The sequence below is a fragment of the Qipengyuania algicola genome, assembly GCF_042492175.1.
Taxonomy (GTDB): Bacteria; Pseudomonadota; Alphaproteobacteria; order Sphingomonadales; family Sphingomonadaceae; genus CAJXSN01.
Genome location: NZ_CP170453.1, coordinates 1,934,327 through 1,959,042 on the forward strand (window position 1 = coordinate 1,934,327; position 24,716 = coordinate 1,959,042).

The 24,716-nt window shown below is 61.7% G+C and carries 34 protein-coding genes; 15 read left to right on the top strand and 19 right to left on the bottom strand.

Annotation, left to right across the window (positions count from 1 at the left end; translation table 11 throughout):
* Positions 1-75 precede the first annotated feature (75 nt).
* From ACFCW2_RS09120 to leuC, 5 genes are all read right to left on the bottom strand, one after another.
* Positions 76-1,074: an NADPH:quinone oxidoreductase family protein gene (locus ACFCW2_RS09120; protein ID WP_379545817.1), complete on the bottom strand. Its 999-nt coding sequence runs from the start codon at positions 1,072-1,074 to the stop codon at positions 76-78.
* Positions 1,071-1,676 (bottom strand): 3-isopropylmalate dehydratase small subunit, encoded by a 606-nt coding sequence (gene leuD, locus ACFCW2_RS09125; RefSeq protein WP_379545818.1) that lies wholly within the window; start codon positions 1,674-1,676, stop codon positions 1,071-1,073. Before leuD ends, ACFCW2_RS09120 begins: the two co-directional genes overlap by 4 nt.
* The gene (locus ACFCW2_RS09130) at positions 1,676-1,849 is read right to left on the bottom strand and encodes an isopropylmalate isomerase (RefSeq protein ID WP_379545820.1); all 174 of its coding nucleotides are present in this window, start codon (positions 1,847-1,849) and stop codon (positions 1,676-1,678) included. Before ACFCW2_RS09130 ends, leuD begins: the two co-directional genes overlap by 1 nt.
* 123 nt (positions 1,850-1,972) lie before the next feature.
* Positions 1,973-2,566 (bottom strand): DUF2199 domain-containing protein, encoded by a 594-nt coding sequence (locus tag ACFCW2_RS09135; protein ID WP_379545822.1) that lies wholly within the window; start codon positions 2,564-2,566, stop codon positions 1,973-1,975.
* On the bottom strand, positions 2,567-3,997 hold the full coding sequence (gene leuC / locus ACFCW2_RS09140) for a 3-isopropylmalate dehydratase large subunit (protein ID WP_379548958.1): 1,431 nt from the start codon (positions 3,995-3,997) through the stop codon (positions 2,567-2,569).
* 104 nt (positions 3,998-4,101) lie between these two features.
* Here leuC and ACFCW2_RS09145 point away from each other — a divergent pair, with 104 nt between their 5' ends.
* The 4 genes from ACFCW2_RS09145 (at position 4,102) to ACFCW2_RS09160 (ending at position 6,255) form a co-directional block, all read left to right on the top strand.
* A complete protein-coding gene (locus ACFCW2_RS09145; protein ID WP_379545824.1) occupies positions 4,102-4,521 on the top strand; it encodes an acyl-CoA thioesterase in 420 nt (139 codons plus the stop codon).
* Positions 4,522-4,623: 102 nt separating this feature from the next.
* Complete coding sequence (locus ACFCW2_RS09150; protein ID WP_379545825.1) at positions 4,624-5,349, top strand: fatty acid desaturase; 726 nt, start codon at positions 4,624-4,626, stop codon at positions 5,347-5,349.
* Positions 5,346-5,846, top strand: coding sequence for a sterol desaturase family protein (locus ACFCW2_RS09155; protein WP_379545827.1), 501 nt, complete (start codon positions 5,346-5,348; stop codon positions 5,844-5,846). Before ACFCW2_RS09150 ends, ACFCW2_RS09155 begins: the two co-directional genes overlap by 4 nt.
* A gap of 10 nt (positions 5,847-5,856) precedes the next feature.
* On the top strand, positions 5,857-6,255 hold the full coding sequence (locus ACFCW2_RS09160; RefSeq protein ID WP_379545829.1) for a hypothetical protein: 399 nt from the start codon (positions 5,857-5,859) through the stop codon (positions 6,253-6,255).
* A 17-nt stretch (positions 6,256-6,272) separates the two neighbouring features.
* Here the strand turns inward: ACFCW2_RS09160 and ACFCW2_RS09165 are convergent, their stop codons facing one another.
* The 14 genes from ACFCW2_RS09165 to ACFCW2_RS09230 form a co-directional block, all read right to left on the bottom strand.
* On the bottom strand, positions 6,273-6,431 hold the full coding sequence (locus ACFCW2_RS09165; RefSeq protein WP_379545831.1) for a YqaE/Pmp3 family membrane protein: 159 nt from the start codon (positions 6,429-6,431) through the stop codon (positions 6,273-6,275).
* 96 nt (positions 6,432-6,527) lie between these two features.
* Positions 6,528-8,468, bottom strand: coding sequence for an acyltransferase family protein (locus tag ACFCW2_RS09170; RefSeq protein WP_379545833.1), 1,941 nt, complete (start codon positions 8,466-8,468; stop codon positions 6,528-6,530).
* Positions 8,469-8,523: 55 nt separating this feature from the next.
* Positions 8,524-8,928, bottom strand: coding sequence for a SufE family protein (locus ACFCW2_RS09175; protein ID WP_379545835.1), 405 nt, complete (start codon positions 8,926-8,928; stop codon positions 8,524-8,526).
* A 24-nt stretch (positions 8,929-8,952) separates the two neighbouring features.
* A complete protein-coding gene (locus ACFCW2_RS09180; protein WP_379545836.1) occupies positions 8,953-9,201 on the bottom strand; it encodes a hypothetical protein in 249 nt (82 codons plus the stop codon).
* Between the two features lie 31 nt (positions 9,202-9,232).
* Positions 9,233-9,484 carry a hypothetical protein gene (locus tag ACFCW2_RS09185; RefSeq protein WP_379545837.1) on the bottom strand — a complete coding sequence of 84 codons (252 nt, stop codon included), beginning with the start codon at positions 9,482-9,484 and terminating at the stop codon, positions 9,233-9,235.
* Positions 9,481-9,768, bottom strand: coding sequence for a hypothetical protein (locus ACFCW2_RS09190; protein WP_379545839.1), 288 nt, complete (start codon positions 9,766-9,768; stop codon positions 9,481-9,483). The genes ACFCW2_RS09185 and ACFCW2_RS09190 overlap by 4 nt, the downstream gene beginning before the upstream one ends.
* Positions 9,768-10,079, bottom strand: a complete 312-nt coding sequence (locus ACFCW2_RS09195; RefSeq protein ID WP_379545840.1) for a hypothetical protein — start codon at positions 10,077-10,079, stop codon at positions 9,768-9,770. Before ACFCW2_RS09195 ends, ACFCW2_RS09190 begins: the two co-directional genes overlap by 1 nt.
* On the bottom strand, positions 10,079-10,432 hold the full coding sequence (locus tag ACFCW2_RS09200) for a hypothetical protein (protein WP_379545841.1): 354 nt from the start codon (positions 10,430-10,432) through the stop codon (positions 10,079-10,081). Before ACFCW2_RS09200 ends, ACFCW2_RS09195 begins: the two co-directional genes overlap by 1 nt.
* Complete coding sequence (locus ACFCW2_RS09205) at positions 10,432-10,737, bottom strand: hypothetical protein (RefSeq protein WP_379545842.1); 306 nt, start codon at positions 10,735-10,737, stop codon at positions 10,432-10,434. Before ACFCW2_RS09205 ends, ACFCW2_RS09200 begins: the two co-directional genes overlap by 1 nt.
* Positions 10,737-11,042 carry a hypothetical protein gene (locus ACFCW2_RS09210; RefSeq protein WP_379545843.1) on the bottom strand — a complete coding sequence of 102 codons (306 nt, stop codon included), beginning with the start codon at positions 11,040-11,042 and terminating at the stop codon, positions 10,737-10,739. Before ACFCW2_RS09210 ends, ACFCW2_RS09205 begins: the two co-directional genes overlap by 1 nt.
* A 26-nt stretch (positions 11,043-11,068) precedes the next feature.
* Positions 11,069-11,446 (bottom strand): envelope stress response membrane protein PspC, encoded by a 378-nt coding sequence (pspC, locus tag ACFCW2_RS09215; RefSeq protein WP_379545845.1) that lies wholly within the window; start codon positions 11,444-11,446, stop codon positions 11,069-11,071.
* The gene (gene pspB / locus ACFCW2_RS09220; protein WP_379545846.1) at positions 11,443-11,745 is read right to left on the bottom strand and encodes an envelope stress response membrane protein PspB; all 303 of its coding nucleotides are present in this window, start codon (positions 11,743-11,745) and stop codon (positions 11,443-11,445) included. The genes pspC and pspB overlap by 4 nt, the downstream gene beginning before the upstream one ends.
* A 3-nt stretch (positions 11,746-11,748) precedes the next feature.
* Complete coding sequence (pspA, locus tag ACFCW2_RS09225; protein WP_379545847.1) at positions 11,749-12,639, bottom strand: phage shock protein PspA; 891 nt, start codon at positions 12,637-12,639, stop codon at positions 11,749-11,751.
* Positions 12,636-12,788, bottom strand: a complete 153-nt coding sequence (locus tag ACFCW2_RS09230; RefSeq protein WP_379545848.1) for a hypothetical protein — start codon at positions 12,786-12,788, stop codon at positions 12,636-12,638. Before ACFCW2_RS09230 ends, pspA begins: the two co-directional genes overlap by 4 nt.
* A 160-nt stretch (positions 12,789-12,948) precedes the next feature.
* Here ACFCW2_RS09230 and pspF point away from each other — a divergent pair, with 160 nt between their 5' ends.
* From pspF to ACFCW2_RS09285, 11 genes are all read left to right on the top strand, one after another.
* Positions 12,949-14,004: a phage shock protein operon transcriptional activator gene (gene pspF, locus ACFCW2_RS09235; RefSeq protein ID WP_379545849.1), complete on the top strand. Its 1,056-nt coding sequence runs from the start codon at positions 12,949-12,951 to the stop codon at positions 14,002-14,004.
* Positions 14,005-14,082: 78 nt separating this feature from the next.
* Positions 14,083-14,391 carry a hypothetical protein gene (locus tag ACFCW2_RS09240; RefSeq protein ID WP_379545850.1) on the top strand — a complete coding sequence of 103 codons (309 nt, stop codon included), beginning with the start codon at positions 14,083-14,085 and terminating at the stop codon, positions 14,389-14,391.
* 66 nt (positions 14,392-14,457) lie between these two features.
* Positions 14,458-15,066, top strand: coding sequence for an SOS response-associated peptidase (locus tag ACFCW2_RS09245; protein WP_379545851.1), 609 nt, complete (start codon positions 14,458-14,460; stop codon positions 15,064-15,066).
* Between the two features lie 255 nt (positions 15,067-15,321).
* Positions 15,322-16,749 carry a type II secretion system protein GspD gene (locus ACFCW2_RS09250; protein ID WP_379545853.1) on the top strand — a complete coding sequence of 476 codons (1,428 nt, stop codon included), beginning with the start codon at positions 15,322-15,324 and terminating at the stop codon, positions 16,747-16,749.
* Positions 16,750-16,962: 213 nt separating this feature from the next.
* On the top strand, positions 16,963-18,075 hold the full coding sequence (locus ACFCW2_RS09255) for a S8 family serine peptidase (protein ID WP_379545854.1): 1,113 nt from the start codon (positions 16,963-16,965) through the stop codon (positions 18,073-18,075).
* Between the two features lie 187 nt (positions 18,076-18,262).
* Entirely contained in the window at positions 18,263-18,832 is a 570-nt protein-coding gene (gene rimP, locus ACFCW2_RS09260) for a ribosome maturation protein RimP (protein ID WP_379545855.1), read from the top strand.
* Positions 18,832-20,502 (top strand): transcription termination factor NusA, encoded by a 1,671-nt coding sequence (gene nusA / locus ACFCW2_RS09265; RefSeq protein WP_379545857.1) that lies wholly within the window; start codon positions 18,832-18,834, stop codon positions 20,500-20,502. Before rimP ends, nusA begins: the two co-directional genes overlap by 1 nt.
* The gene (locus ACFCW2_RS09270; RefSeq protein WP_379545858.1) at positions 20,483-21,205 is read left to right on the top strand and encodes a DUF448 domain-containing protein; all 723 of its coding nucleotides are present in this window, start codon (positions 20,483-20,485) and stop codon (positions 21,203-21,205) included. The genes nusA and ACFCW2_RS09270 overlap by 20 nt, the downstream gene beginning before the upstream one ends.
* A 78-nt stretch (positions 21,206-21,283) precedes the next feature.
* Positions 21,284-23,833 carry a translation initiation factor IF-2 gene (gene infB, locus ACFCW2_RS09275; RefSeq protein ID WP_379545860.1) on the top strand — a complete coding sequence of 850 codons (2,550 nt, stop codon included), beginning with the start codon at positions 21,284-21,286 and terminating at the stop codon, positions 23,831-23,833.
* 18 nt (positions 23,834-23,851) lie between these two features.
* Positions 23,852-24,277, top strand: a complete 426-nt coding sequence (locus ACFCW2_RS09280; RefSeq protein ID WP_379545862.1) for a PaaI family thioesterase — start codon at positions 23,852-23,854, stop codon at positions 24,275-24,277.
* Positions 24,274-24,711 (top strand): PaaI family thioesterase, encoded by a 438-nt coding sequence (locus ACFCW2_RS09285; protein WP_379545864.1) that lies wholly within the window; start codon positions 24,274-24,276, stop codon positions 24,709-24,711. The genes ACFCW2_RS09280 and ACFCW2_RS09285 overlap by 4 nt, the downstream gene beginning before the upstream one ends.
* Positions 24,712-24,716: the final 5 nt, after the last annotated feature.

Here is a 24,716-nt window from a genome sequence, read left to right on the forward strand (position 1 = left end):
TTCTCCGGATGGAAGTGTTGGATCAAAGATAGGCCTGCGCTATGCAACGGGCAAGCGCAGGTCCGAAATCGGGCTCTAATCCATCGTCACGACCAGCTTGCCGATTGCGCCGCGATTTTCCAGCTTGGCGATGGCCTCGTGTGCGCGCTCGAGAGGATAGGTCTCGCTGACCATCGGGCTGATCTTGCCGGCTTTCCAAAGGTCGAACAACTCGGCAATATTGGCGGCATTGGCCTCCGGCTCGCGTGCGGCATAGGCGCCCCAGAACACGCCGCGAATGTCGCAGCTTTTCAGCAGCGTCAGGTTGAGCGGCATTTTGGCGATCCCGGCGGGGAAGCCGACCACCAGAAAGCGGCCTTCCCATGCGATGGAGCGCAGCGCGGGCTCGGAGTAATCGCCACCGACGATGTCATAGACGATGTCCGCGCCATTTGGCCCCACAGCTGCCTTGAAAGCGCCAGCCAGTTCCTTGGACGTGTCCTTGTTGAAGGGCGCGCGGGGATAGATCACCGTCTCGTCCGCGCCCGCCTTCTTGGCGACTTCGGCTTTCTCCTCGGTCGAGACTGCGGCGACCACGCGCGCACCGTAAGCCTTGGCCAGTTCGACACCGGACAGGCCCACGCCGCCCGCAGCGCCCAGAACCAGAACCGTCTCGCCTTCTTTGATTCCGCCGCGATCCTTCAGCCCGTGGATGGTGGTGCCGTAAGTCATCAGCAGAGCGCTGGCATCGACCAGCTCGACGCCATCGGGAACGGCGAACAGCTTGACCGCATCGACCGCCATCTTCTCGCGCAGACCGCCATTGCCCACGCCCGCCAGAACGCGGTCGCCCACGGCCCAGCCGGTCACGCCTTCGCCGATGCTTTCAATCGTGCCGGAAATCTCTCCACCGGGGGAGAAGGGGCGTTCGGGTTTGAACTGGTACATGTCGCGGATGATCAGCGCGTCGGGGTAGTTGATTGCGCAGGCGGCGATTTTGACGACGACCTGTCCTTTGCCCGCTACCGGATCGTCCACTTCCTCGACCACCAGCGTTTCGGGTCCACCTGTCTCTTTGCTCAGCAGGGCTTTCATGCGGCTATCTCTCCATTGGGTTTGGCCAACCACGGCATATGCGCGGTCTGGCGATCTTCGTAGGTGCGGATGGAGGCATCGCGGGAGAGCGTCAGCCCGACCTCGTCCAGCCCTTCCATCAGGCATTGTTTGCGGAACGGATCGACTTCGAAGGCGAAGCGATCCTGAAACGGTGTGGTGACGACCTGATTTTCCAGATCGATGGTGATGGGATCACTCGCCGCGACTTCCATCAGCCGGTCGATTGCCGCTTGCGGCAGGGCCACCGTGACGATGCCGTTCTTGAAGGCATTGCTGGCGAATATATCCGAGAAGCTGGGAGCAATCACGGCGCTGATACCCATGTCGCGCAGTGCCCAGGCGGCGTGTTCGCGGCTGGACCCGCAGCCGAAATTGTCGCCCGCGATCAGAATTGGGCTACCGGCAAACTCCTCGCTGTCGAAGATGTTGTCCGGGTCCTCGCGCAAAGCCTCGAACGCGCCGCGCCCCAGGCCCTCTCGGGTGATGGTTTTGAGCCAATGGGCGGGGATAATGATATCCGTATCGACATTGGCTGCGCCGAACGGAATGGCCCGCCCTTCGACTGAACGAACAGGCTGCATCAATCCGTCTCCGGTTTCTCGCCCGATGGGATCGGACCAGGCTGCTCTTGTTTGTTCTTCGCCCTGCGCTTGTTCGCGTAGAGCAGGGCAGCGGCAATTGCGGCAGAGCCGATGGCCGCGCCAACCGACGCGGCGGTCTTGCCGGTAAATTTTCCAGCGGGTTTTTCGGTCATTGTTTTCCCTCAGATACAGGCACTGCACATGGGGCCGCGCTGCACCACGCGCAACCCAATTCGCCAGAATTCCGCCGGTTCTCAGGGAAGGCGAGGGGGTGTGCGATGAATGCATGCCGGAGATCAAAGAGGCTCCGGGCGATGGCCGTAGGTGTCGTAAATCGCGAGCATCTCTTCCGGCGAAATCCCCACTTCCTGCGCGATGGCCAGTGGGTGATGATCGTCTTCCACTCGCAGGCGCGGGCGCTGGCGGCCACTGCGCAAATGCATGGCGCAGCCCAGCGGTAGGTCCGCGACATAGGGCCGCAGGATGTTGGACAGCCAGCTGTACCAAGGCCCCTCCTCGCCATAATCGCCGCTGTCGAAACGCGCTGCATAGGCATCGAAATGATCGCGCGAGAGGGTACCCCAGCAGCCAAAGGCAAACACCTGATCGAGCCCGCGCACCGGGATCTCCAGCACGCTGCGGACAAAGAAGTGCTTGCCTGCGATGACGCAGAAATCCTCGCTCAGGAAATTGCGCTCTTCCGCCAGCGCGGCGGGCAAAGCGTCATTGGGTTCGTAAGGGTCGTGGCTCGGCCAGTAATCGGGGGCGCGGCTGGCAAGATCGATCAGTCCGTGATGCTCGCCCCCGCAGGATGCACAGTGCCAGCTTGGTGCGCTGAGCGTGGTCAGCGCGTCGGCGGCCTTTCCCTTGCCAGAGAAAGGCCAGACCATTCAGGCCAGCTCCCGCACATCGGAAAGCCTGCCCGTGACCGCCGCAGCGGCGGCCATGGCGGGGCTCATGAGATGCGTCCGCGCGCCCGGTCCCTGACGCCCAACAAAATTGCGGTTAGAGGTGGAGGCGCAGCGTTCGCCCGGCGGGACCTTGTCAGGGTTCATCGCCAGACAGGCGGAGCAGCCCGGTTCGCGCCATTCGAAGCCTGCGTCGGTGAAGACCTTGTCCAGTCCCTCGGCTTCGGCCTGCCGCTTGACCAGACCCGACCCGGGCACAGCAATCGCCCATTTCACGCCGTCCGCCTTGGTCCGGCCGCGCAGCACCTCGGCGGCGCTTCGAAAATCCTCGATCCGGCTATTGGTGCAGCTGCCGATGAAGATGTTTTCGACCGGCACTTCGGTCAGTTTCTGCCCGGGTGTCAGCCCCATATAGGCGAGGCTGCGCTCCACCGCAGTGCGCTTGGAGGCATCGGCATAACTGGCCGGATCGGGCACCGCGCCGCCTATGGGGGCGGTGTCTTCCGGGCTGGTGCCCCATGTAATCGTCGGTTCGACATCGGCAGCGTCGATTACCACGCTCTTGTCGAACACAGCGCCTGTATCGGTCGCAAGGGAGCGCCACCACGCAACCGCATCGTCCCACGCCTTGCCTGTGGGCGCGTAGGGGCGTCCTTTCAGATATTCAAAGACGGTATCGTCGGGCGCGATAAGGCCAGCGCGTGCGCCGCCTTCGATGCTCATATTGCAGACGGTCAGGCGGCTCTCGACCGACATCCCCTCGAACACCGCGCCGCGATATTCGATCACATGGCCCGTGCCGCCCGCCGTGCCGATCACTCCGATAACATGCAGAATCAAGTCCTTGGCCGTGATGCCGGGGCCCAATTGCCCCTCGACACGCACTTCCATGGTTTTCGATTGCGGCAGCAGCAGTGTCTGCGTGGCTAGCACATGCTCGACCTCGCTGGTGCCGATGCCGAAGGCCATCGCGCCGATCCCGCCATGCGCTGCCGTATGCGAATCCCCGCAGACGATGGTTGCGCCGGGGAGGGAGAAACCCTGCTCCGGCCCGACCACATGGACGATTCCCTGCTCGGCGGCATTCGCATCGATATAGGGCACGCCGAAATCGGCTGTGTTCTTCTTCAGCGCCGCCAGTTGCTGCGCGCTGAGAGGATCGGCGATGGGGAAGGGCACACCGTCAGCCCCGACGCGCGGGGTGGTGGCGACATTATGGTCGGGGACGGCCAGCGTCAGATCGGGGCGGCGCACCGGTCGGCCCGCCATGCGCAGCGCCTCGAACGCCTGCGGGCTGGTCACTTCATGGACGAGATGCCGGTCGATATAGATCAGCGCCGTGCCGTCATCGCGCCGTTCCACCACATGGGCATCCCAGATTTTCTCGGAAAGTGTGCGCGGTTTGCTGGCCATCATGGGCAAACTATTGCGACCATTCGGCAACAGGCGCAAGATTCCTTGCGCGTAGCAATTGCGGTGTCATGGAAAAGAAAGCTTTGCATGGCTAACTGACACGCATGTCAACAAAGCCCTTCGCATTTCCGATCAAAATCCTGCCCGCCGATATCGATTTCATGGGGCATGTGAATAATGCCCGTTATCTCGGCTGGGTGCAGGATGCGGTGCTGGCGCATTGGCGCAAATTCGCGCCGGAGGACGCAGTGGCCAGCCGCGCATGGGTGGCGCTCAAGCACGAGATCACCTACCGCAAGCCAGCCTTTCTGGAGGATGACGTGATTGCACGCACTGTGCTCGAAAGCACCCGCGGCGCACGGGCATTTTATTCCACGGTGATTGAGCGTGGCGAGGAAGTGCTGGCCGAGGTTAAATCGAGCTGGTGCTGCATCGACGCGGAAAGCCTGAAGCCCGCGCGCATCGGGGAGGAGATTATCTCCTACTTCCGCTTGCGCGAAGAGAGCTCCGAGGGCGGACGATAGGCGGCCTTTTGTCGACTAGCTTTCGCTTCTATATCAGGCGCTCCGATGCCAGACCCGAGCAACATTCCCAGCGCAATCCGGACTGACACGAAGCCACGCAGCATGCAGGCTGTGATTGGCCTTGCTCTAGCGCTGGTCGTAACCGGCGGCTGGCTGGGGCTGCATTTTTATGCTCTGTTCGTGTTCGAGCTGACGTGGGCTAGCGCTCCGGTGGCGGCGCTGATGGCAGCGGCTCTGTGCTGGCTCTCGGTGGGCGTGTTCATTGTCAGCCATGATGCGATGCATGGCTCCCTCGCTCCAGGGTGGCCGAAACTGAATAGCGCAATCGGGGCGACGCTTCTGTTCCTTTACGCAGGCTTTGGCTGGCGCAAGATGCGTGATGCCCATTTCGAGCATCACAAGCATGTCGGCACGCGCGGCGATCCCGATTTCGATGCCGACAACCCGCGCAATTTCGCGCGCTGGTATGCGACATTCTTTCGCCGTTATTTCGGCTGGCAATCGGTCGCCTTCGTGTCCACGGTAGTTACAGTCTACTGGCTCGTTTTCGATGTGCCGATGGTGCAGCTGACCTTCCTGTATGGCGCGCCCGCCATCGCCAGTTCGCTACAGCTGTTCTACTTCGGCACCTTCCGGACGCATCGCCATGATGATGCGGGATTCCCCGATCATCACAATGCCCGCAGCGAAAACTTCGGCACGCTGGCCAGCCTGATGACGTGCTTTCACTTCGGCTATCATCACGAACATCATCTCGCGCCCAATGTGCCCTGGTGGGGCCTGCCGGCATGGCGAAGATCCGCAAAAGCGGGTAAGGCGAACGCATGACCTGGTGGCAGATTCTCGGCATTGTCCTCGCCTCCGTAATCGGTATGGAGCTGTTCGCGTGGGTCGCGCACAAATATATTATGCATGGCTGGGGCTGGGGCTGGCACCGCGACCATCACGAGCCGCATGACAAGGTGCTGGAGAAAAACGACCTGTTCGCGGTGGTGTTCGGCAGCATCGTCTTCGTCATGTTTCTGGTGGGATATTACGTGTCCGACGCGCTGTGGTGGACCGCCTTCGGCATTACGCTGTACGGCGTGATCTACACGCTGGTGCATGACGGGTTGGTCCATCAGCGCTACTGGAAATGGACGCCCAGGCGCGGTTACGCCAAACGGCTGGTGCAGGCGCACAGGCTCCACCACGCCACAGTCGGCAAGGAGGGCGGGGTCAGCTTCGGCTTCGTCTTCGCCCGCGATCCGGCCAAGTTGAAAGCGGAACTGAAACAACAGCGCGAAGCAGGCGTGGCCGTGGTCCGCGACAGCGCCGGAGCCTGACGCCATCGGTTTGCCTCACGCACTGACCGGAGCGTGGGACGGCACCTATTCCTATCAGGGGGCCAGGGGACCGGTCACACCATTTCTGGCCGATCTGATCGACAGCGCGGGATCGCTGTCTGGCTCGATCACCGAGCCCGATGCGTATCACGGCACCCGTGAGACCCTTGTCGCGATGATTGTCGGGCGGCGAGCGGGCGGGGCGGTCGAATTCAGCAAGCTCTATGTTGGCGCTCCCACCGGTTATGATCTGCCAGTGCGCTATGTCGGGCAGCTTTCGCAGGCCGGGCTGTCAATTGTAGGCTCGTGGACACTTGCCGGCACGCGCGGTGCGTTCGAGATGCACCGCGACCGGGCTGTCCCCGAAATGGCAGAGGCCGACAACGCAAACGCGGTGCCGGCCTCCTAAACCAGTCTGCTGCCGGCTTAGCGGGCGTAGTTCACATACAGCCCATGGATGATGCCGGGGATGATCCCCAAGATCGTCAGCACGAGGTTGACCAGCGTGGTCGTACCCAGACCATGCTTGGCCGCGACGCCCAATGGGGGCAGCAGGATAGTGGCGATAAGTATCAGAATTGGCACGTGTATTCTCCAGTTTGTTGTCCCTTTCGGGTATGCCAAACTAACCACCCAGACAGCGAGAAGTTCCGAGCTGGCGGTGCTGCGCTAGACCTGCGCCTAGTTTTCGGGGCCGGCCAGAGCTGCCTCGAGCAGCCCTGAGCGAAGGGCTATCTCTGCCCCTTCTGTAGTCAGATGATGGTTGTCGCGCAGCAAGATTCTGTCGTTCTTCGTGAGCTCGCAAGCGCCATTTTCAAGATCGCACAGCAGCGGGCCGGGATCGAATCTCTGCATGCGCTCGACCTGTACGGCATCCAGCATCGCGCGTACTGGAGCGGTCCGCTCGCGATACTCCTGATAAGTTTCGCCAGCGGGGATCGCTCTGCCACCGAGATTCGCGGCATAGATCGCTGGGATACCGGGGACTTTCGCCATGGGCACCGGGTCCATCACGAGCACGCGCCGATCATTGCCGGCGAGGGCTGCGATCAATGCAACAACTTCCCCGGCGGCGCCTTCTCTGGGCAGTATCGGGGCGGCGGGATCGACCAGAGCGTTCCAGTGATAGGCCAGAACCACTGTCTCCACCGAAGGGGTTGCGTCGAGATATTCGACAACTTGGCGGGAATAGCTTGCACAGCGTTTTCGGTCTGTATTCGGGTCGTTTCCATTGTCGATCGGACGGCAGCGCCCGGCAAACGCCAAAACGGCCGATTGCCCGCGTCGTTCGGCTTCTTTCGAGATTACGGGAAAAAGAGCAGAGGCATGGGAATCACCGATCACGGCAATCTTCGGCGCTCCACCTGCGGGAACGAGGCATGTACCGGGGGGTGAACGCCAGCCCTCATTTCTGAGAGCGCATTGGCCACGCTCGACCCTCTCGCGATCCTCTCTGCTTTGCAGCTCTATCACGCGCTGCACCTCGGGGGCGAAACGAGCGGGAATCCCTGCATTGGCGATAATGACGAGGGCCATGGCACACGCCGTGCCTGCCGCCAGCGCAATTCCGCCCAGCGCCTTGGCAGGAGTGCAGGTGGCGCTACGGAGCGGCTGCTCGATAAAGCGCCAACTTGCCCAGGCCAGCGGGACGCTGGCCAAAAGAGCCAGCGGGGCAATCGTCGTCCGCAAACTTTCGAAATCGGCGAAAGCCACTCGCGAAAGTGCAAGCAAGGGCTGATGCCACAGATATAGGCTGTAGGAGATCAGTCCGATCCCAACGACAAACTTCAGCGAAAGCAGCCGCCCGATCCCCCGCTCCGGCGCGGCGCACAGGATTAGCAGCGCCGCGCCCAGAACCGCCGGCAATGCGCCCCAGCCGACCGATCCGGTCCTCCCGTTGAGAAGGACGAAGCTGCCGGCAAGGGCGATCAGTGCCACAAAGCCCAGCCAATCCGCAGCCCACGGGCGCACGCGCCTGCCTGCCAAATGCTGCGCGGCAAACCATGTCAGGGCACCGATCCCGAGTTCCCACGCGTGGGAAGGCAGCAGGTAGAAGGCGGCCGCCGGGTCCTGCGTCTTGAGCCAAAGGGCGAACGCAAACGAGAGAACCGTGCCTTTCGCGATGGCTGGCACCAGCCAGAGCCTGCGCCACCGCGCGATGATCAGGAGCAGGATCGGATAAAGCAGATAGAACTGCTCCTCCACGCCCAGGCTCCATGTGTGTACCAGCGGATTGTCTTCGACGGCCCCTTGGAAATAGCCGCGCGGCTGCCGCCAGAAAAAGATGTTCGAGACGGAGAAGACAGCGGCAATCGCGCTGCGGGCCAATGTCTGGAACGGATCCGGCGGCAGGATCGCCATGCCCAGCAGAAGCGTGCCGATGATGCAGGCCAGCAAAGCGGGCAGAATGCGCCTTATCCGGCGGACCCAGAACGTCTTAAGCGCGGCGCCCAGCGGTTCGTCTGACGAGACAAGGATACCGGTAATCAGATAGCCGCTGATCACAAAGAACACATCGACGCCGAGGAACCCGCCCGGCAGAAGGCCGGGGGCCGCGTGATAGACCATGACAGACAGGACTGCGACTGCACGCAATCCGTCCACTTCAGGCCGGTATTTCAAGTCTGCCGCGATGCCTAAGGTCCCCCAGTCGGGGCCCCGTTACGCCAGGCTGGCCTCACCCTGCAATGCGCGCCGCATGTTCCTGAACCAGCGCGATCATATTGGGGATACCCTGTGTGCGGTTGGAGCTAAGCTGGTTTTCGAGGGCGAAGGGGGCAAGCGCGGCCTTCACGTCCATTGCAGCGACCTCGCTCGCCGGCTTGTCCTGAACAGCGGCGATAACCAATGCGACGATGCCCTTGGTGATCGCGGCATTGCTGTCGGCCAGAAAATGCAGTGCCTCGCCCTCTGCCGTGGGGTAGACCCAGACGCTAGCCGAGCAGCCCCTCACCAAAGTCGCGTCTGTTTTCAGGGCGCCCGGCATCTCCTCCAGATCGCGGCCCAGCTCGATCAGCAGACGATAGCGTTCGTCGCCTTCGAGAAATTCATATTCTTCGCGGATGTCATCGAGTGTGCGCATGGTGTGCCATCTAGTGGCACGCCCCTATAATTCCACCCCGTTGGCGATGGCCTCCAGCTTGCGGATGCGCTCTTTCAGATCGGCGATCTCGATTCTCGCAGCCCCTTCGGGAGAACCGCCTTCCAGTTCCTTCGGCAGGTCCTTCGCAGCGGCGCGCCGCTCCAGCTCGCTTTCCTTCAGCCGCAGCCACCCCTGCCAGCCGCGCAGCAGACCGGCGACGGTGACAAGCAATCCGGCGAAGGCCGTGGCAGCAATAATCGTTACAGGTTCCATTGGGGCATCCTCCCTGCAAATATCGTGCGCGTCAGTCGCGCAGCTTTTCGATTTCTTCGGCGGTCCGGCGGGCCGGATCGGTGGCGATTTTTTCCAGTACTTTGACCCGTTCGCGCAGATCGGCGAGTTCTCCGCGTGCGGCGTCGCGTTCGCTTTCCAGCTCGCGTTCGCGTTCGCCGCCGGACGCTTTCTTCGCATCGCTGCGGTTCTCGGCCCGCTGCATAAGGAGGGCCGTGACGCACAGGATGATGAGGCCGAGGACAATGGCGCTCCAGAAGCTCACGGCGTTTTCTCCTCGATCCGGTCGAGCGCGCGCAATTCTTCGATTTGCGATGCCAGCGCATGGTTGCTGTCGGTTGCGATGCGTTCCAGAACGCGGACCCGCTCCTCAAGCTTGCGATGATCGCTGCCGCTCTGGCCGTTTTCGGCTTCGGCTTTGCGGGCTTTCAGTTCAAGACGCCGTTCTTCATGCGCGACTGCGCGCTTGTGGGTGGCGGTGGCAAAACGGAACACCATCGTTGCCGCAATCAGGATGAAGGCGAAAATGACGACAAGGTCCATATCCATCAGTTCATCTCCTGTTGCTTGTCGCGCAGGTTTTCAATCTGCTGCGTCAGGCCGTAGCCTTCGTCAGTGACGATGCGTTCGACATTGGCGAGGCGATCTTTCATCGAGCCCAGCTCGGCACGCAGTTCGGCGTTTTCGCCGGTGAGCAGCTTGACCCGCTCCACTGCTTCGTCGTTCTTGGGATAGACGGCCTTGCCCCAGCTGTTTTCCAGCGGATAGCCATTCTTGATGCGCAGCCAGGTGGTCACGACCCAGCCGCCGGTCATGATGGCCACGCCGGCTATGATTGCTGTTTCGGTGAAAAATTCCATTATCGCGTTTCCTTCTGGCGCAGATTGAGCGGCGTGCCGCTATCGGTGGAAGTCGGTGCGGGGGAGGGACGGTCGCGCAGGGCCTCGATCTCGTCGGAAAGCGAATAGCCCTTGTCGGTCACGATCCGCTCCAGATTGACCATCCGGTCCTGCATGGAGTCCAACTTGTCATGAAGCGCTGCGTTCTCTGCCTTCAGGCGTTGCGTTTCGCCGCTGTCCTTCGGCTTCGTCTTGCCGCCCCATTCGTCTTCCAGCTCGTAGCCGTGTTTCGCACGGATCCAGTTGTTGACGATCCAGCCGACAGTGCTGATCGCAATAATCGCGATCACGAATTCGGGGCTCCCCCAGTTCATTATGCTTTCTCCTTGCGGGCGATATTGAGCGGGACACCGCTATCGGCTGTCTCGACCTTGCCGGTATCGCGCAGCGCTTCGATCTCTTCGGCGACGCTGTATCCACGATCCGTGACGATCCGCTCCAGCACCCGCACGCGTTCTTCCAGCTCGGCCTTTTCCGGATCGGGGCGCTCGGCCCTGCCGGCTTGCCTGGCAAGTTCCAGCCGCAGGTCGGTGATTTTCTTGCGGACGAGATACCATCCCAGCCCGAGCCCGCCTGCAATAGGGACTGCAAAGAGCAGGAATTCGAGAAGGTCTTCCATCAGACGCGCTCCCCCTTGGAGATATTGAGCTGCACACCGCTATCGGCTTCCTCGACCTTGCGGGTATCGCGCAGCGCTTCGATCTGGGTGGCGACGTCGTATCCGCGATCGGTGACGATGCGTTCCAGCACCTGCACCCGGTCCTCCAGATCCTTGATATGGCTGACATATTGCGCGGCCTTCTCGGCGCTCTCGCCAGCTGTTGCCTGTATCTGTTTTTCAGCGAGCTTGCGCTGACTCACGGTCCAGACAATGAAGGCCACCATAATGAACGGGGCGAGAGGTATGAGAACTCCGAGGTCCATGAAATTTCCCCAACTAGGTTAGTGGCTTAGCGCAGGCGCTCGATTTCGGCGTTCAGGCGCGGGTTGCTGGAGACGTAATACGTTTCCACCTCGGCCAGACGGCGGTCGATATCGCGGAGCTGGCCACGCACTTCGCGGGCCGTGCGGCGCGGCGACTGACGCACACGCTGCCAGTATTTCTGCTCGTCCACATCCTTGTAGAGATGCGGCGGCTTTTTGTTGAGCAGCACACCGGCGACGAAATATGCGGGCAAGAGGATAGGGGCGACAGTGAACAGCAGGATCAGGAAGCCCAAACGAACCCACAGGGAATTGACCCCGGTGTAATCTGCGATTCCGGCGCAAACGCCCATCAACTTGGCGTTTTGCTTGTCGCGGTAAAGCGTGGTGTGGGTCGTATTCACTGTGCAGCTCCCTTCTTCTCGGCCAGCAGCTGTTCCAGTTCGGTCAGCTGGGCATTGTCTTGTTCGGAATTCGCGGTGAGGCGGGCGGGGCGGAAATCCTCGTGATCGCTCGCGACCAGTCGTTCGACCGTGTCCATCCGTTGGTCCAGGCGCTTGGCCAGACTGTACATTTCTTCCAGCAAGACTTCGTCGTCGCTGGTGATGGTCGCGGCGGTTTTCCACTTCGTGATGTAATGCATGATGAGCCATGGCAGGCCGATCACGATTGTGGGGACGATGATGATGGCGTCGAGATCCATGGCTTAGGCGTCCTTCTTGTCTTCGCCGCCGGAACCTTTGCCCAGCGCGCGTTTCATTTCTTCGAGTTCTTCGTCGACCTTGTCCGCTCCGGCCAGCGCAGCGATCTCGTCCGACAGGTTCGGCTTGCCGTCGCTGCCATCGGCGATGGACAGCGCATCGGCGCGGCCTTCGGCGTAATCGACCCGGCGTTCCAGCTGGTCGAACCGGCCCAGCGCATCATCGACCCGTTCGTTGGTCATCAGGCTGCGCAGCTTGACGCGGTTCTCGGCGCTTTCCAGCCGGGCGGCGATGGCCGTCTGGCGGCTGCGCGCCTCGCGCAGGCGGTTCTGCAATTTCTGGATGTCCTGCTCGTAAGCGCGCAGGGCATCGTCCAGCACCGCAATTTCCTGCTTCAGCTGGTCCGACATGTCGCTGGCCTTCTTCTTCTCGACCAGAGCGGCACGGGCCAGATCTTCGCGGTCTTTCGACAGCGCGAGCTGGGCTTTCTCGCCCCAATCGGCCTGAAGCTTGTCCAGCTTGACCGTGTGGCGGTGCATTTCCTTCTGGTCGGCGATGGTCCGCGCGGCGCTGGCGCGAACTTCGACCAGCGTTTCCTCCATCTCGAGGATGATCATGCGGATCATCTTCGCCGGATCGTCTGCCTGATCGAGCATATCGTTGAAATTGGCTGCGATGATATCGCGGGTGCGGGAGAAAATTCCCATGAACGGTACTCCAAGGTTGAACGGGTCGTTTTGTGTCTCGCCGCTGCGGCTCTGGGTCGGGGTCGGGCTGCGGCGAACGCGCTCGATTTCCTCGTCCAGACGCGACAGGCGAGAAGTGCGGGCCGAAGCGCGGTCTGCGTCGGGGGAAGCGATGCGCTCCGGCCCTAGGGGGTCATTCGGTTTGCTCATGCGAGCTCGACCTGCTCTGCCGCGATCGTGGTCGCATAGGCGGGCTCGACCTGCAGCTGCGTGCTCAGCGCCACAAAGGCCGTCATCGTGATGATGGAGACCATGGCGGCCTGGCCGAGGCGGGTGCGGAAGAATTGACGGTCGTACATGGTGTGGCTCCCGTTGAGAGGTGTCTGTGTGTTGCCCCCAACTCTGCAAAGGGTGTGCCAAACTGGAAAAACGGGAGAATCCAAGGCTTTCGACAAAGCGGTGAAAAAGACCGATCGGCGTATATTGCCAAGGCTTGGGAAATTTCCCTATAGGTTGGGCATGGAGCGGGATAATCAGTTTATCGGCCAGTCGGGTGCCTTCCTTGACGCTGTGGAACGGGCCAGCCGTGCGGCGCCTTTGCGCCGTCCAGTGCTGGTGATCGGCGAACGCGGCACGGGCAAGGAACTGATTGCCGAACGTCTGCATCGCCTCTCCGACCGATGGGACGAAAACCTCGTCACCATGAACTGTGCCGCGCTGCCCGAAACACTGATCGAGGCCGAATTGTTTGGCCATGAGGCGGGCGCCTTCACCGGTGCTACCAGAGCGCGTGAGGGGAGGTTCGAGGAAGCCGACAAAGGGACGCTATTTCTCGACGAACTGGGCACGCTGAGCATGGCGGCGCAGGAACGCCTGCTGCGCGCGGTGGAGTATGGCGAAGTGACCCGCATCGGGTCCAGCCGCCCGGTCCGGGTTGATGTGCGGATCGTGGCCGCCACGAACGAAGATTTACCCCGTCTGGCCAAGGAGGGCACGTTCCGAGCTGACCTGCTCGACCGATTGAGCTTTGAAGTCATCACGCTGCCTCCGCTGCGTGTGCGCGAAGGGGATGTCGGCGTGCTGGCCGAATATTTTGCAAGGCGCATGGCCGCAGAGCTGGATTGGGAGACCTGGCCCGGCTTTGCCTCCCATGTTCAGCGGGAGCTGGAAGAATACAGCTGGCCGGGCAATGTCCGGGAGCTGCGCAATGTGGTGGAGCGGGCGGTCTACCGCTGGGGCAATCCGGCAGAAGAGATCGGCCACGTGCAATTCGATCCGTTCGAGAGCCCGTGGGAGCCGCTGGAAAGCGAAATTGCCAAACGGCCCGGTGGCTCGGCGGCTGCAAACTCGACCGACTTCACCAATGCCGTCACGGCGACGGCGCGCCCGACACAGGAAATCGACAATATCGACGATCTGCGCGGCGCGGTCGATGCGCATGAGCGGGCCATTGTCGAGCACGCGCTGGGCAAACACCGCTGGAACCAGCGCCAGACGGCCAAGGCTTTGGGCCTGAGCTACGACCAGCTGCGGCATTGCATTAAAAAGCACGGGCTGATGCAGGAGACGGATTGACGGTGCTTCAGGCCCGTTAACTTCCCTTTAGGGACGCCGGTTTACATCTTTGCTTCCGGATTGTCGGAGGTGGAAAAGATGGATTTCGTTAAAGCAGCGCTGGGCCTGATCGCGACCGCCTTTATTGCAGGCTGGGTCGCCTATTCGGTTTCGGCCCCCCGCAATGTCGAAAACGCGATGAACCAGCCGATGGCTGCACTGGACGGCAATTCAATCAATGAAGAGATGAAAGAGACGGCCGACCGCGTCCGCGCCGATCAATGCGCCCGCTTCACCGCTCTCGCCAACGAAGCATGGGACCGCTCGTTGGAGCAGGGCACGACGGACCGTGACCAGATCAAGCTGGACGATCTTGACCGCCAGAAGGCGACCTATTGCGCCAACTGATCCGTTTCGGCGGACAGGAGATCTGGGCTTTGTGGTGATTGCTCCGGGGCGCTATGGTCGCGCGCCATGTGCAATCTCTACCAGATCAAATCCTCGCAAACCGAGATCGCCGATTTCTTCGATGCGATTGCGCAGGATTTCGGCAGCAACGCGGCAGACGAGGTGTATCCCGGCTATCCCGCTGCGGTGCTTGCAGAGGGCAAAGTCCGCCCGATGGTCTGGGGCTCCCCGCTCCAGCGCAAGGGCGCAAAGGGCCAGCCGCTGAAACCCAAGCCGGTCAACAATGCGCGGACCGACAAGCTCAAAAGCTTCTTCTGGCGGGATTCGTTCGAGAATCGCCGCTGTCTGATCCCGGTTTCTCGCTTTGCCGAAGCCGAGGGGGAGAAAGGCAAGATGACCCGCACATGGTTTTCCATGCCCGGTGAGCCTCTCTTTGCCGTGGCCGGTATCTGGCGCAATTCCGATGAATGGGGCGAGGCGAGCTCTATGATCATGACCGAGGCTAACGCGCAGGTCGCTCCGGTGCATAACCGGATGCCGGTCATCGTGACCCGCGAAAAATGGACGCCTTGGCTGACAGGCACGCCGCACGAGGCATTCGACCTGTGCACGCCATTTGCGGGTGAGCTGCAAATAGACCGAACCGATGATCCATGGTTTCGCAGGCGATCCTGAGGCTGTGGGTCCTTGATCCCGCAGCGGTTCAGGCCACGTCTGTGAGAAGCTGGTGCGTCGGGCTTGCATTCAGCCCCGACTGGCCTAGGGTCGGTCGCAGGGATGTCACTCCTACGGTGTGACGAGAGGGTCGCTTTGATTTCCAGTTTGATTCGATGGCTATGGACATCGCTTGCGGTGTTGTGCGCGGCATTGCTGCCCGCGTCCGCTGCTTTGGCGCAGGTCGTCCCATCTGTGCTGGAAGAAATGCGCCTCGTGACACAGGACGAGGGATCGGCGGTTTTCGCCCTGCGGTTCAGTCCGCGCGAACCGCGCATCGCCACGGTCGAGCGCAATCCCAGCAAGCCGGAAGTCGTTATGGCGACGACCCTCAAGACCGGCCGTGTGCGTCAGCGCCAGCAATATCGCGGGCTGGTCCGCTCGCTGACTTTTTCCACCCAAGGAAGCAGTCTCGTTCTCGCTTTCGACACGGCGCTGCCTTCGACCGTAGAGTCGCGGCCGCTGGGCAATTCGACGGTCGAGATCCGCGTCGAGCGGGTCAGCGAAGAGGAGGTGCTGGGCAGCCGGCCCATAGGCTCTGCCGGGGAAGACCTGTTTCCACAGCAGGAGGCGACCGGCCCCGTAGATACCTGGAACCCGGGCGATTCCTACGAACTCATCATGCTTAAATACGCCGATGTTTCGGAAGTGATCGGCCTGCTGGTCGAAGGTGTCGAGATTGCGCCCAACGATGTGTTCATCCTGCGCGAACCCGGCTTCGGATCTCCCGGAGCGAGCCAGCAATCGACGTTCATCGGCGCGCCCCAGCAAGCGCAGCGCGAAGAAGTGCCGCTGGGCCAGAATTTCGGCAACGGATTGGCGATAGACCGGCGCCTCAACGCTATCTGGGTCACCGGAACGCCGGAGCGGATCGAGCGGGTGAGGCGGCAGATCGAGCTGATCGACGTGCCGGTCGACAGCGTGATTCTGGAGACGCAGTTCGTCGAGCTGACCGAAACCGGGGCGCGCAATCTCGGCGTTGATTTCACCAACCAGAACGGGGCAATCGGTGCAGGCAATCTTACGACCGGCTCGTTCCTGCCGTTCGGGCTTGATCCCAACGATGTTCTGCCTTCCGGCCAGCTGCAGGCGGCCATTTATGCGCAGATCCAGAAAGGGGAGGGGCGCATCGTATCCCGCCCGCGTATTGCGGCGCAAAGCGGGTCGACGGCCAAGATCATTACCGGCGATGCCCTGCCGATCCTGACATCGATCCAGCTATCAGGCGTCAATGGCGTGTCGCAGCAGGTCCAGTATGTAAATGTCGGAGTTACATTGCAGATCGCTCCAAGAGTCAGCAGCGACGGCTACATCACTTCGAAAATCTACGGCGTGGTTTCCAGCGTCACCGGGTTTTCTCAGGGCTTTCCGACAATCAGCCAGCGCGAGGCGGAAACAAGCGCGTCGGTCCGGGACGGCGAGACATTTGTTATCGGCGGGCTGACGCAGGAAAATGTTCTGACGACCAAATCGAAAGTGCCGATTTTGGGCGATATTCCGATTATCGGTCAGGCTTTCCGAAACGAGCGCTCTACAAGTACAAAGACTGATCTTTTCATTGTCATTACTCCGCGAATAGTTCGGCACCGCCGTTTGACGCGTGAAGAAACCGACACGCCGGATGAATTGCCTGCAGCTCCTTGATTATAGAATTTTCCGGAAATCTTCTCGTGGCGACTTCGGGCAAGGTTTCTGCGCGCTTAACCCATTGTATGCAGAGAAATATTCAGCTCTCGGGGTAAATGGGGTATTAAGTGCTTTTTTACTCTGGACAGTCGGTTTTTGCCGACTAAGGTCCACCCATCAGCCGGTCTCGGGTCACGAGTGGCTGGACCATAAAATAATCCGGAGGGATGAATGAAAATCAAGCTGGTTGCTGCAATCGCGGCACTACCCATGATTGCGCTGGCAACGCCTGCGCAAGCACAGAAGGCGGGCGACAAGATCGCCGGAAGCTATATCTGCGTATTCAACAAGAATGTTTCGCGTGGCAATGCGAAGGCGGAAGCCAATCGCGCTGCGCAGGCATCGCAGGCGCAGCTCAAGCACGTCTACAGCGTCGCGCTCCGCGGTTTTGCCGTCAACGCCGCGCCGCAGGCAATTGCGAATATGCAGAAGAACAACGCTAACATCGCTTATTGCGAGCAGGATCAGGTCGTCACGGCCATCCAGCGCGGCAAGAAGCCCAAGGGCGGCGGTGGCGGGAGTCAGCCTGCGCAGGAAACCCCTTGGGGTATCGCACGCGTCAATGGCGGGGGCGCCGGAAACTTCGCAACAGCATGGGTCATCGACAGCGGCGTCCAGCTCGACCACCCCGATCTGAATGTGGATGTCGCTCGCTCGCGCAGCTTCGTGCGCGGCGATGCAGGCGATCAGAACGGGCACGGTACGCACGTTGCAGGCACTATTGCAGCGATTGACAACTCGATTGGCGTAATCGGCGTGGCGCCCGGCGCTCCTGTCGTTGCAGTTCGTGTGCTTGATCGTCGTGGTTCGGGTTCGAATTCCGGCGTGATTGCCGGTGTGGATTATGTCGCGCAATTTGGCCGTCCCGGTGACGTCGCCAATATGAGCCTTGGCGGCGGTGTCAGCCAAGCGCTTGATAACGCTGTGGTTGCGGCGGCCGCTGGCGGCGTGCGCTTCGTGCTTGCTGCAGGTAACGAGCGTGACAACGCCAACAACCACTCGCCGGCCCGTGCCAACGGCCCGAATGTGTTCACCGTGTCGAGCTTCGCCATTGGCGACAATTGGTCCAGCTTCTCGAACTTCGGCAATCCGCCGATCGACTTCGCCGGACCGGGTTCGGCCATCAAGTCGACCTGGACCGGGAGTGGTTATAACACCATCTCCGGCACATCGATGGCCACGCCGCATATCGCTGGCGTCATGCTGCAGGGCAATGTGGCCAATGGCGGGCGCGTGAACGGCGATCCCGACGGCAACCCCGATGTGATCGGAGTTGTTCCGTAAGCGCTAGCACTTTTTGCCACGATTGGAGGGGCCCGGTTTGCGCCGGGCCCCTTTTTCATTGCAATAACCCAGCCGCCCGCCTATCTCCCCACCCATACCGACATTGTGAATGCAAAGTCTGGCTGGCGCCGAGAGGGGCCGGCACCGAACCGCTTTGCCATAACCGATGTTCTGAATTGGAGAACCGATGGCCGATCTGGCACGCCTTGTTGAAGTGATCGAACCCGAAGCAGCCGCTCTGGGTTTCGATCTGGTGCGCGTGAAGATGGTGCCTTCCGAAGCCGGAGACGGGGGCGAGGCCTTGCAGATCATGGCGGAAGACCCGGCGACCGGGCAACTGGTGATCGACCAGTGCGCCGCGCTCAGCCGCCGTGTTTCGGAACGGCTGGACGCGCTGGAGGAGGCGGGCACTGTGCTTGTGCCGGGCGCCTACCATCTCGAAGTCAGCAGCCCAGGCATCGACCGCCCGCTGACACGGGTAAAGGATTTCACCGACTGGGCGGGGCACGAGGCGAAAGTCTCGTTGACCGAGAAAGTCCACGGTCATCGCAATCTCAGGGGCAGTCTGGTCGGCATCGACGATGCGGGCCTTGTCACGATCGACGATAAGAAGGCGGGGGAGGTTTCTTTCCCGCGCGAACTCATTCATGCGGCGAAGCTTGTTCTGACAGACGCGCTGATTGCCGCGACGCAACCGCTCGACACCGATGGTGCCGAGGAAGTTTTTGAAGACGAAGAAGAGAAGGCTGACGACTGATGGCCAGTGCAATTTCCGCCAACAAGGCTGAACTCCTCGCGATTGCGAATGCGGTTGCCAGCGAGAAAATGATCGACAAGGAAATCGTCATCGAGGCGATGGAAGAGGCGATCCAGAAGAGCGCCCGCAACCGCTATGGCGCGGAAAACGACATTCGCGCAAAGCTGGACCCGCAGACCGGCGATCTGCGCCTGTGGCGCGTCGTCGAGGTGGTCGAGGAAGTCGAGGATTACTTCAAGCAGGTCGATCTGAAGGCCGCGCAGAAGCTGGAAAAGGGCGCAAGCGTTGGCGACTTCATCGTCGATCCGCTCCCCCCTGTCGATCTGGGCCGCATCGATGCGCAGAGCGCCAAGCAGGTTATCTTCCAGAAGGTCCGCGATGCAGAGCGCGAGCGTCAGTTCGCGGAATTCCAGGACCGCGCCAATGAAGTGATCACCGGAGTGATCAAATCGGTCGAATTCGGCCATGTGATTGTAAATCTCGGCCGCGCCGAGGGTGTTATCCGCCGCGACCAGCAGATCCCGCGCGAAGCCGCCCGTGTGGGCGAGCGTGTCCGTGCGCTGATCACCAAGGTGGAACGCAACAATCGCGGGCCGCAGATTTTCCTGAGCCGCGCCGCGCCCGATTTCATGCGCAAGCTGTTCGCGCAGGAAGTGCCGGAAATCTACGACGGCATCATCGAGATCAAGGCCGCCGCCCGCGATCCGGGCAGCCGTGCCAAGATCGGCGTCATCAGCCATGACAGCAGCATCGACCCCGTCGGTGCCTGTGTCGGGATGAAGGGCAGCCGCGTTCAGGCCGTCGTGCAGGAATTGCAGGGCGAGAAGATCGACATCATCCCGTGGAGCGACGACATCGCGACTTTTGTCGTGAACGCGCTGCAGCCCGCAACCGTCAGCCGCGTTGTGCTGGACGAGGACGAGCCGCGCATCGAAGTGGTGGTTCCCGATGACCAGCTGAGCCTGGCCATTGGCCGCCGCGGGCAGAATGTCCGTCTCGCCAGCCAGCTGACCGGTCACCAGATCGACATCATGACCGAGGAAGAGGCATCCGAGAAGCGCAGCAAGGAATTCGCCGAGCGCTCCAAGATGTTCGAGGAAGAGCTCGACGTCGACGAAACGTTGTCGCAACTGCTGGTGGCCGAAGGTTTCGCCGAGCTGGAAGAAGTCGCTTATGTCGAGCTGGCCGAACTGGCGAGCATCGAAGGCTTCGACGAGGAGCTGGCAGAAGAATTGCAGAGCCGCGCGACCGAAGCGCTGGAGCGCCACGAGGCGACTGCGCGCAAGGAACGTCAGGCGCTGGGTGTCGAGGATGATCTGGCCGAAATGCCGCATCTGACCGAGCAAATGCTGGTCGTGCTGGGCAAGGCCGATATCAAGACGCTGGACGATCTGGCCGATCTGGCCACCGACGAGCTGATCGCCAAGAAGCGCGAAGCACCGCGTCGCCGTCCGTCGCCGACCGATCCGATGGCTGGCCCGCGGATGAAGAGCGATCGTCCGACGAAGCCGGAAGACAAGGGCGGCGTGCTGGGCGCGTTCGGGTTGAGCGAAGAGCAGGGCAACGAGATCATCATGGCTGCCCGCGCGCATTGGTTTGAAGACGAAGATGATGCAGCGCCTGCTGCGTCCGAAACACAGGAGGCCGCCGATGCGGACTCCACCCAATGAGCGCCTGACGTCCGACATTGCTGAGGCGCCTGGTGCAGGGAAACCTGCGCCGGAGCGTAAATGTATCCTGTCAGGGGAGCATGGCGCGCGTGATATGCTGGTGCGGCTGGCGATTTCGCCTGCCCATGCCGATGGATCATGCGATGTGCTGCCCGATCCGCATGCCAAGGCCCCCGGACGGGGCGCATGGCTGGGTGTCACGCGGGCGCAACTGGAAGAGGCAATGTCCAAGGGCCGGCTACGCGGCGCATTGGCACGGGCCTACAAGAGCGCGGCGCTGAATGTGCCAGAAGACTTGCCCCAGCGGATCGAGGATGCGCTGACCCGCACGCTGCTGGACCGGTTGGGCCTCGAAATGCGCAGCGGAACCATTATCTTGGGCTCTGATCGCATTGCCGAGCAGGCACGCGCCGGCACGATCGCTGTGCTGCTGCATGCCGCCGATGCCAGCGAGGGCGGCGCGTCCAAGCTGGATCAGGCATGGCGCGTTGGCAGCGAGAACGAAGGATCGGGCATGCGGGGCATCCGCTTGCCACTGGACCGCGCGGCTCTGTCTGTGGCATTGGGCCGCGACAATGTCGTTCATCTGGGCGTAAGCAGTCGCGGATCCGATGCAAAATATGGAGGCGGAGCAGCCGCACGGGTGGGCACAGCCGTGCGGCGCTTACTCCATTATTCTGGCGCGCTTGGCGGCGCGCCCTAGCAGCGGCTGACGGGCGAGAACGCCCGCCGGACGCACCGCACAGACGACGACAAGATTTTTTAGGAAGATACGCTTTTTATGGCCGAGAACGACGACACACCCCGGACCCGCAAACCGCTTGGCCTCAAGCGCAGCGTGGATGCGGGCGAGGTCAAACAGACATTCAGCCACGGCCGGACCAACAAGGTCGCGGTCGAGGTAAAGCGTCGCCGCAAGCTGGTGAAACCGGGAGAAAAGGGGGCGGAAACGCCTGCACCCGAAGCTGCGCCAGAGGCCGCGCCCGCTCCGGCACCAGCGCCCGCACCGGCGCCTGCCCCGGAAGCAAAGAAGCCTGCGCCCAAAGCGCCTGCCGGGGAAACTCCGCAGGAGCGCGTCGCCCGCCTCCAGCGTGAGGCCGAGGAAGAGCGGCTGAAAATGGCCGAAGACGCGCGCAAGCGTGAGGAAAAGAAATCCAAGGAAGCCGCTGCCGACGAGAAGAAGCGCGCCGAGGAAAACCGCAAGGCCGAGGCCGAAGCCGCCAAACAGGCCGAGCTGGACGCCAAGGATGCGGCCAATGCAGCAGCGGCAGAGGAAGCCGAAGCTGTTGCGGCTCAGGAACCTGCTACCGATGAGGCGCCCGCCGCTGGCAAGAACGCGCCCGTTGCACGTAAGTTCACGCCGGTCGCCCGTCCGGAGCCCAAGCGTCCTGCGAAGAAGGAAGAGAAGAAAGCCCGCACTACCGAACGCCCGGACAAGCGCCGTGGCGGGAAGCTGACGGTTACAAAGGCGCTGAACGAGGACGAGGGCCGCCGCGCCCGCAGCCTCGCCGCGCTGAAACGCGCACGCGAGCGCGAGAAGCGTGCGCAGGGCGGAGGCAGCTCCAAGCCGCGCGAGAAGCAAATCCGCGACGTCGTGGTGCCCGAGGCTATCACGGTTGGCGAACTGGCCAAGCGGATGGGCGAAAAGGGCGCAGAGCTGGTCAAGGCCCTGTTCCAGATGGATATGATGGTCACCGTCAACCAGACCATCGACGCCGATACTGCCGAATTGCTGGTCGAAGAATTTGGCCACAATGTGGAGCGCGTCTCGGCCGATGATGTCGAGATCAATGTCGAGGAAGACAAGGATCCCGAGGAAACGCTGAAGCCGCGTCCCCCGGTGGTGACGATCATGGGCCATGTCGATCACGGCAAGACCAGTCTGCTGGATGCCCTGCGCGGTGCCAATGTGGTGAAGGGGGAGGCCGGCGGCATCACCCAGCATATCGGCAGCTATCAGGTCAAAACAAAAGACAAGCAGACGATCACCTTCCTCGATACGCCCGGCCACGCCGCGTTTACCGAGATGCGCCAGCGCGGCGCGAATGTGACAGATATTGTCGTCTTGGTGGTTGCTGCCGATGATGGCATCATGCCGCAGACGATCGAGGCGATTAAGCACACCAAGGCATCGGGCGTTCCGATGATCGTGGCGATCAACAAGATCGATAAGCCGGAAGCCAATGCGCAGAAAATCCGCGAAAGGCTGCTCGAACACGAAGTCATCGTGGAAGCGATGTCGGGTGATGTGCAGGATGTCGAAATTTCCGCCAAGGAAGGAACCAATCTCGACGAATTGCTCGAGAAGATCGCGCTTCAGGCAGAGCTGCTCGAACTGAAAGCCAACCCGGACCGTGCAGCAGACGCGACCGTGATTGAAGCGCAGCTGGACAAGGGCCGCGGCCCGGTTGCCACAGTGCTGGTGACGCGCGGTACGCTGAAACGCGGCGATGTGTTCGTGGTCGGCACCGAAAGCGGCAAGGTTCGGGCTGTGGTCAATGATCAGGGCAAGCAGATCAAGGAAGCCGGCCCGTCCATGCCGGTCGAGGTTCTGGGCCTTGGCGGTGTGCCGATGTCGGGTGACAAGCTGACCGTGGTCGAAAACGAAGCCCGCGCGCGCGAGGTCGCCGAATATCGTCAGGAGAAAGCAACGGAGAAGCGCACGGCGCTCGCCCCGACCAGCTTCGATACGATGTTCAACAATCTGCAGGCCGACGTGGTCGAGTTCCCGCTGCTGGTGAAAGCCGACGTGCAGGGCTCTGTGGAGGCGATCAACACCGCACTACACAACCTGTCGAACGACGATATTAAGGTTCGTGTGCTGCACGCTGGCGTCGGCGCGATTACGGAAAGCGACGTAACATTGGCCGCCGCCTCTGGCGCTCCGATCATCGGTTTCAATGTCCGCCCGAATGCAAAGGCCCGCGACCTGATCAAGCGCGACGGCGTGGAGATGAAGTATTTCGACGTCATCTATCACCTGACCGACGAAATCTCGAAAGAGATGATCGGCGAGCTTGGCCCGCTCAAGGTCGAGAACGTGCTGGGCCGTGCCGAGGTGAAGGAAGTCTTCAAATCGGGCAAGAAGGACAAGGCCGCCGGTCTGCTGGTCACCGAAGGCGTCATCCGCAAGGGGCTGTTCGCACGCCTCACGCGCGACGATGTCATTGTGTCCGCGACCACCATCGCCTCGCTGCGCCGGTTCAAGGACGATGTCGACGAGGTGCGCACCGGTCTCGAATGCGGTGTCGTGCTGGAAGACACCAACGATGTGCAGCCGGGCGACAGTCTGGAAGTCTTCGAAATCGAGGAAAAAGAACGCACATTGTAGTCGACAAGGGGGTAGCGCATGCCGAGAATTTACGAGGGCCGGCGCTCACCCTCTGCGGTGCTGATGGGCAGCGAATTCGTTGCCTTCGATGCCGAGCGGGGGGAGTTGACCACACGGTTCAATCCCCCACCCAGCTTTGCGTCCCCGCGCGGGGCCGTGCAGGGCGGATTGATCGCCGGTTTCCTCGACGAGGTGATGGGCGGAGCTTTGTTGGCCGTTACCGAGGGATCGGAGCATGGCCAGAAATTGCCGCTGAACCTCGATATGACAATGACCTTCGTTGCGATGGTGCCGCTCGCGCCCATCATCGCGAAAGGGAGGGTGGTGAAGCATGGTCGCCGGGTTGCGTTCTTGGAAGGCGAGCTGTTTGATGAGGAAGGGCGTTTGCTGGCCCGCGCGACTTCAACTGCGCTGCCGACAGATCTGCCGGAGCCCCGTGCATGACCACCGACAAATATTTCGGCCACGAAACGGCCTCGCCGCATTCCGCCCTGCTCGCTTCGGAGTTTGTGGGCTGGGATGAAGCAACGCAGACCGCGACTATGCGGTTTACCGTTCAGGAGCAGATGTGCACCTGGCGTGGAGGCGTGCAGGGCGGACTGGTGGCCGGCTATCTCGATGATGTGATGGGCTATGCCTATGTTGCCGCGACCGATGGCAAGGAAGCGCCGCTCAACCTCGACCTGTCGATGTCGCTCATTCGGCTGGTCCCGGCTGGTGCGGTGATCACCGGCACGGGCCGCGTGGTGAAGGCCGGGCGGCGGGTGATCTTCCTCGAAGGCGAGTTGCATGACGAGGAAGGGCGGCTGCTGGCACGCTCCTCCTCCACGGCAATCCCCACGCCCAAGCCGCAGCCAGAAACACGGCCGGAAGGCTGAAGCCG

What these genes read in the sequence shown, in the direction of transcription:
- ACFCW2_RS09120 (WP_379545817.1), bottom strand. Translation starts at nt 1,074, where the DNA reads ATGAAAGCCCTGCTGAGCAAAGAGACAGGTGGACCCGAAACGCTGGTG.
- leuD (WP_379545818.1), bottom strand. Translation starts at nt 1,676, where the DNA reads ATGCAGCCTGTTCGTTCAGTCGAAGGGCGGGCCATTCCGTTCGGCGCA.
- ACFCW2_RS09130 (WP_379545820.1), bottom strand. Translation starts at nt 1,849, where the DNA reads ATGACCGAAAAACCCGCTGGAAAATTTACCGGCAAGACCGCCGCGTCG.
- ACFCW2_RS09135 (WP_379545822.1), bottom strand. Translation starts at nt 2,566, where the DNA reads ATGGTCTGGCCTTTCTCTGGCAAGGGAAAGGCCGCCGACGCGCTGACC.
- leuC (WP_379548958.1), bottom strand. Translation starts at nt 3,997, where the DNA reads ATGGCCAGCAAACCGCGCACACTTTCCGAGAAAATCTGGGATGCCCAT.
- ACFCW2_RS09145 (WP_379545824.1), top strand. Translation starts at nt 4,102, where the DNA reads ATGTCAACAAAGCCCTTCGCATTTCCGATCAAAATCCTGCCCGCCGAT.
- ACFCW2_RS09150 (WP_379545825.1), top strand. Translation starts at nt 4,624, where the DNA reads ATGCAGGCTGTGATTGGCCTTGCTCTAGCGCTGGTCGTAACCGGCGGC.
- ACFCW2_RS09155 (WP_379545827.1), top strand. Translation starts at nt 5,346, where the DNA reads ATGACCTGGTGGCAGATTCTCGGCATTGTCCTCGCCTCCGTAATCGGT.
- ACFCW2_RS09175 (WP_379545835.1), bottom strand. Translation starts at nt 8,928, where the DNA reads ATGCGCACACTCGATGACATCCGCGAAGAATATGAATTTCTCGAAGGC.
- ACFCW2_RS09180 (WP_379545836.1), bottom strand. Translation starts at nt 9,201, where the DNA reads ATGGAACCTGTAACGATTATTGCTGCCACGGCCTTCGCCGGATTGCTT.
- ACFCW2_RS09190 (WP_379545839.1), bottom strand. Translation starts at nt 9,768, where the DNA reads ATGGATATGGACCTTGTCGTCATTTTCGCCTTCATCCTGATTGCGGCA.
- ACFCW2_RS09195 (WP_379545840.1), bottom strand. Translation starts at nt 10,079, where the DNA reads ATGGAATTTTTCACCGAAACAGCAATCATAGCCGGCGTGGCCATCATG.
- ACFCW2_RS09200 (WP_379545841.1), bottom strand. Translation starts at nt 10,432, where the DNA reads ATGAACTGGGGGAGCCCCGAATTCGTGATCGCGATTATTGCGATCAGC.
- ACFCW2_RS09205 (WP_379545842.1), bottom strand. Translation starts at nt 10,737, where the DNA reads ATGGAAGACCTTCTCGAATTCCTGCTCTTTGCAGTCCCTATTGCAGGC.
- ACFCW2_RS09210 (WP_379545843.1), bottom strand. Translation starts at nt 11,042, where the DNA reads ATGGACCTCGGAGTTCTCATACCTCTCGCCCCGTTCATTATGGTGGCC.
- pspB (WP_379545846.1), bottom strand. Translation starts at nt 11,745, where the DNA reads ATGGATCTCGACGCCATCATCATCGTCCCCACAATCGTGATCGGCCTG.
- pspA (WP_379545847.1), bottom strand. Translation starts at nt 12,639, where the DNA reads ATGAGCAAACCGAATGACCCCCTAGGGCCGGAGCGCATCGCTTCCCCC.
- ACFCW2_RS09230 (WP_379545848.1), bottom strand. Translation starts at nt 12,788, where the DNA reads ATGTACGACCGTCAATTCTTCCGCACCCGCCTCGGCCAGGCCGCCATG.
- pspF (WP_379545849.1), top strand. Translation starts at nt 12,949, where the DNA reads ATGGAGCGGGATAATCAGTTTATCGGCCAGTCGGGTGCCTTCCTTGAC.
- ACFCW2_RS09240 (WP_379545850.1), top strand. Translation starts at nt 14,083, where the DNA reads ATGGATTTCGTTAAAGCAGCGCTGGGCCTGATCGCGACCGCCTTTATT.
- ACFCW2_RS09245 (WP_379545851.1), top strand. Translation starts at nt 14,458, where the DNA reads ATGTGCAATCTCTACCAGATCAAATCCTCGCAAACCGAGATCGCCGAT.
- ACFCW2_RS09255 (WP_379545854.1), top strand. Translation starts at nt 16,963, where the DNA reads ATGAAAATCAAGCTGGTTGCTGCAATCGCGGCACTACCCATGATTGCG.
- rimP (WP_379545855.1), top strand. Translation starts at nt 18,263, where the DNA reads ATGGCCGATCTGGCACGCCTTGTTGAAGTGATCGAACCCGAAGCAGCC.
- nusA (WP_379545857.1), top strand. Translation starts at nt 18,832, where the DNA reads ATGGCCAGTGCAATTTCCGCCAACAAGGCTGAACTCCTCGCGATTGCG.
- ACFCW2_RS09270 (WP_379545858.1), top strand. Translation starts at nt 20,483, where the DNA reads ATGCGGACTCCACCCAATGAGCGCCTGACGTCCGACATTGCTGAGGCG.
- infB (WP_379545860.1), top strand. Translation starts at nt 21,284, where the DNA reads ATGGCCGAGAACGACGACACACCCCGGACCCGCAAACCGCTTGGCCTC.
- ACFCW2_RS09280 (WP_379545862.1), top strand. Translation starts at nt 23,852, where the DNA reads ATGCCGAGAATTTACGAGGGCCGGCGCTCACCCTCTGCGGTGCTGATG.
- ACFCW2_RS09285 (WP_379545864.1), top strand. Translation starts at nt 24,274, where the DNA reads ATGACCACCGACAAATATTTCGGCCACGAAACGGCCTCGCCGCATTCC.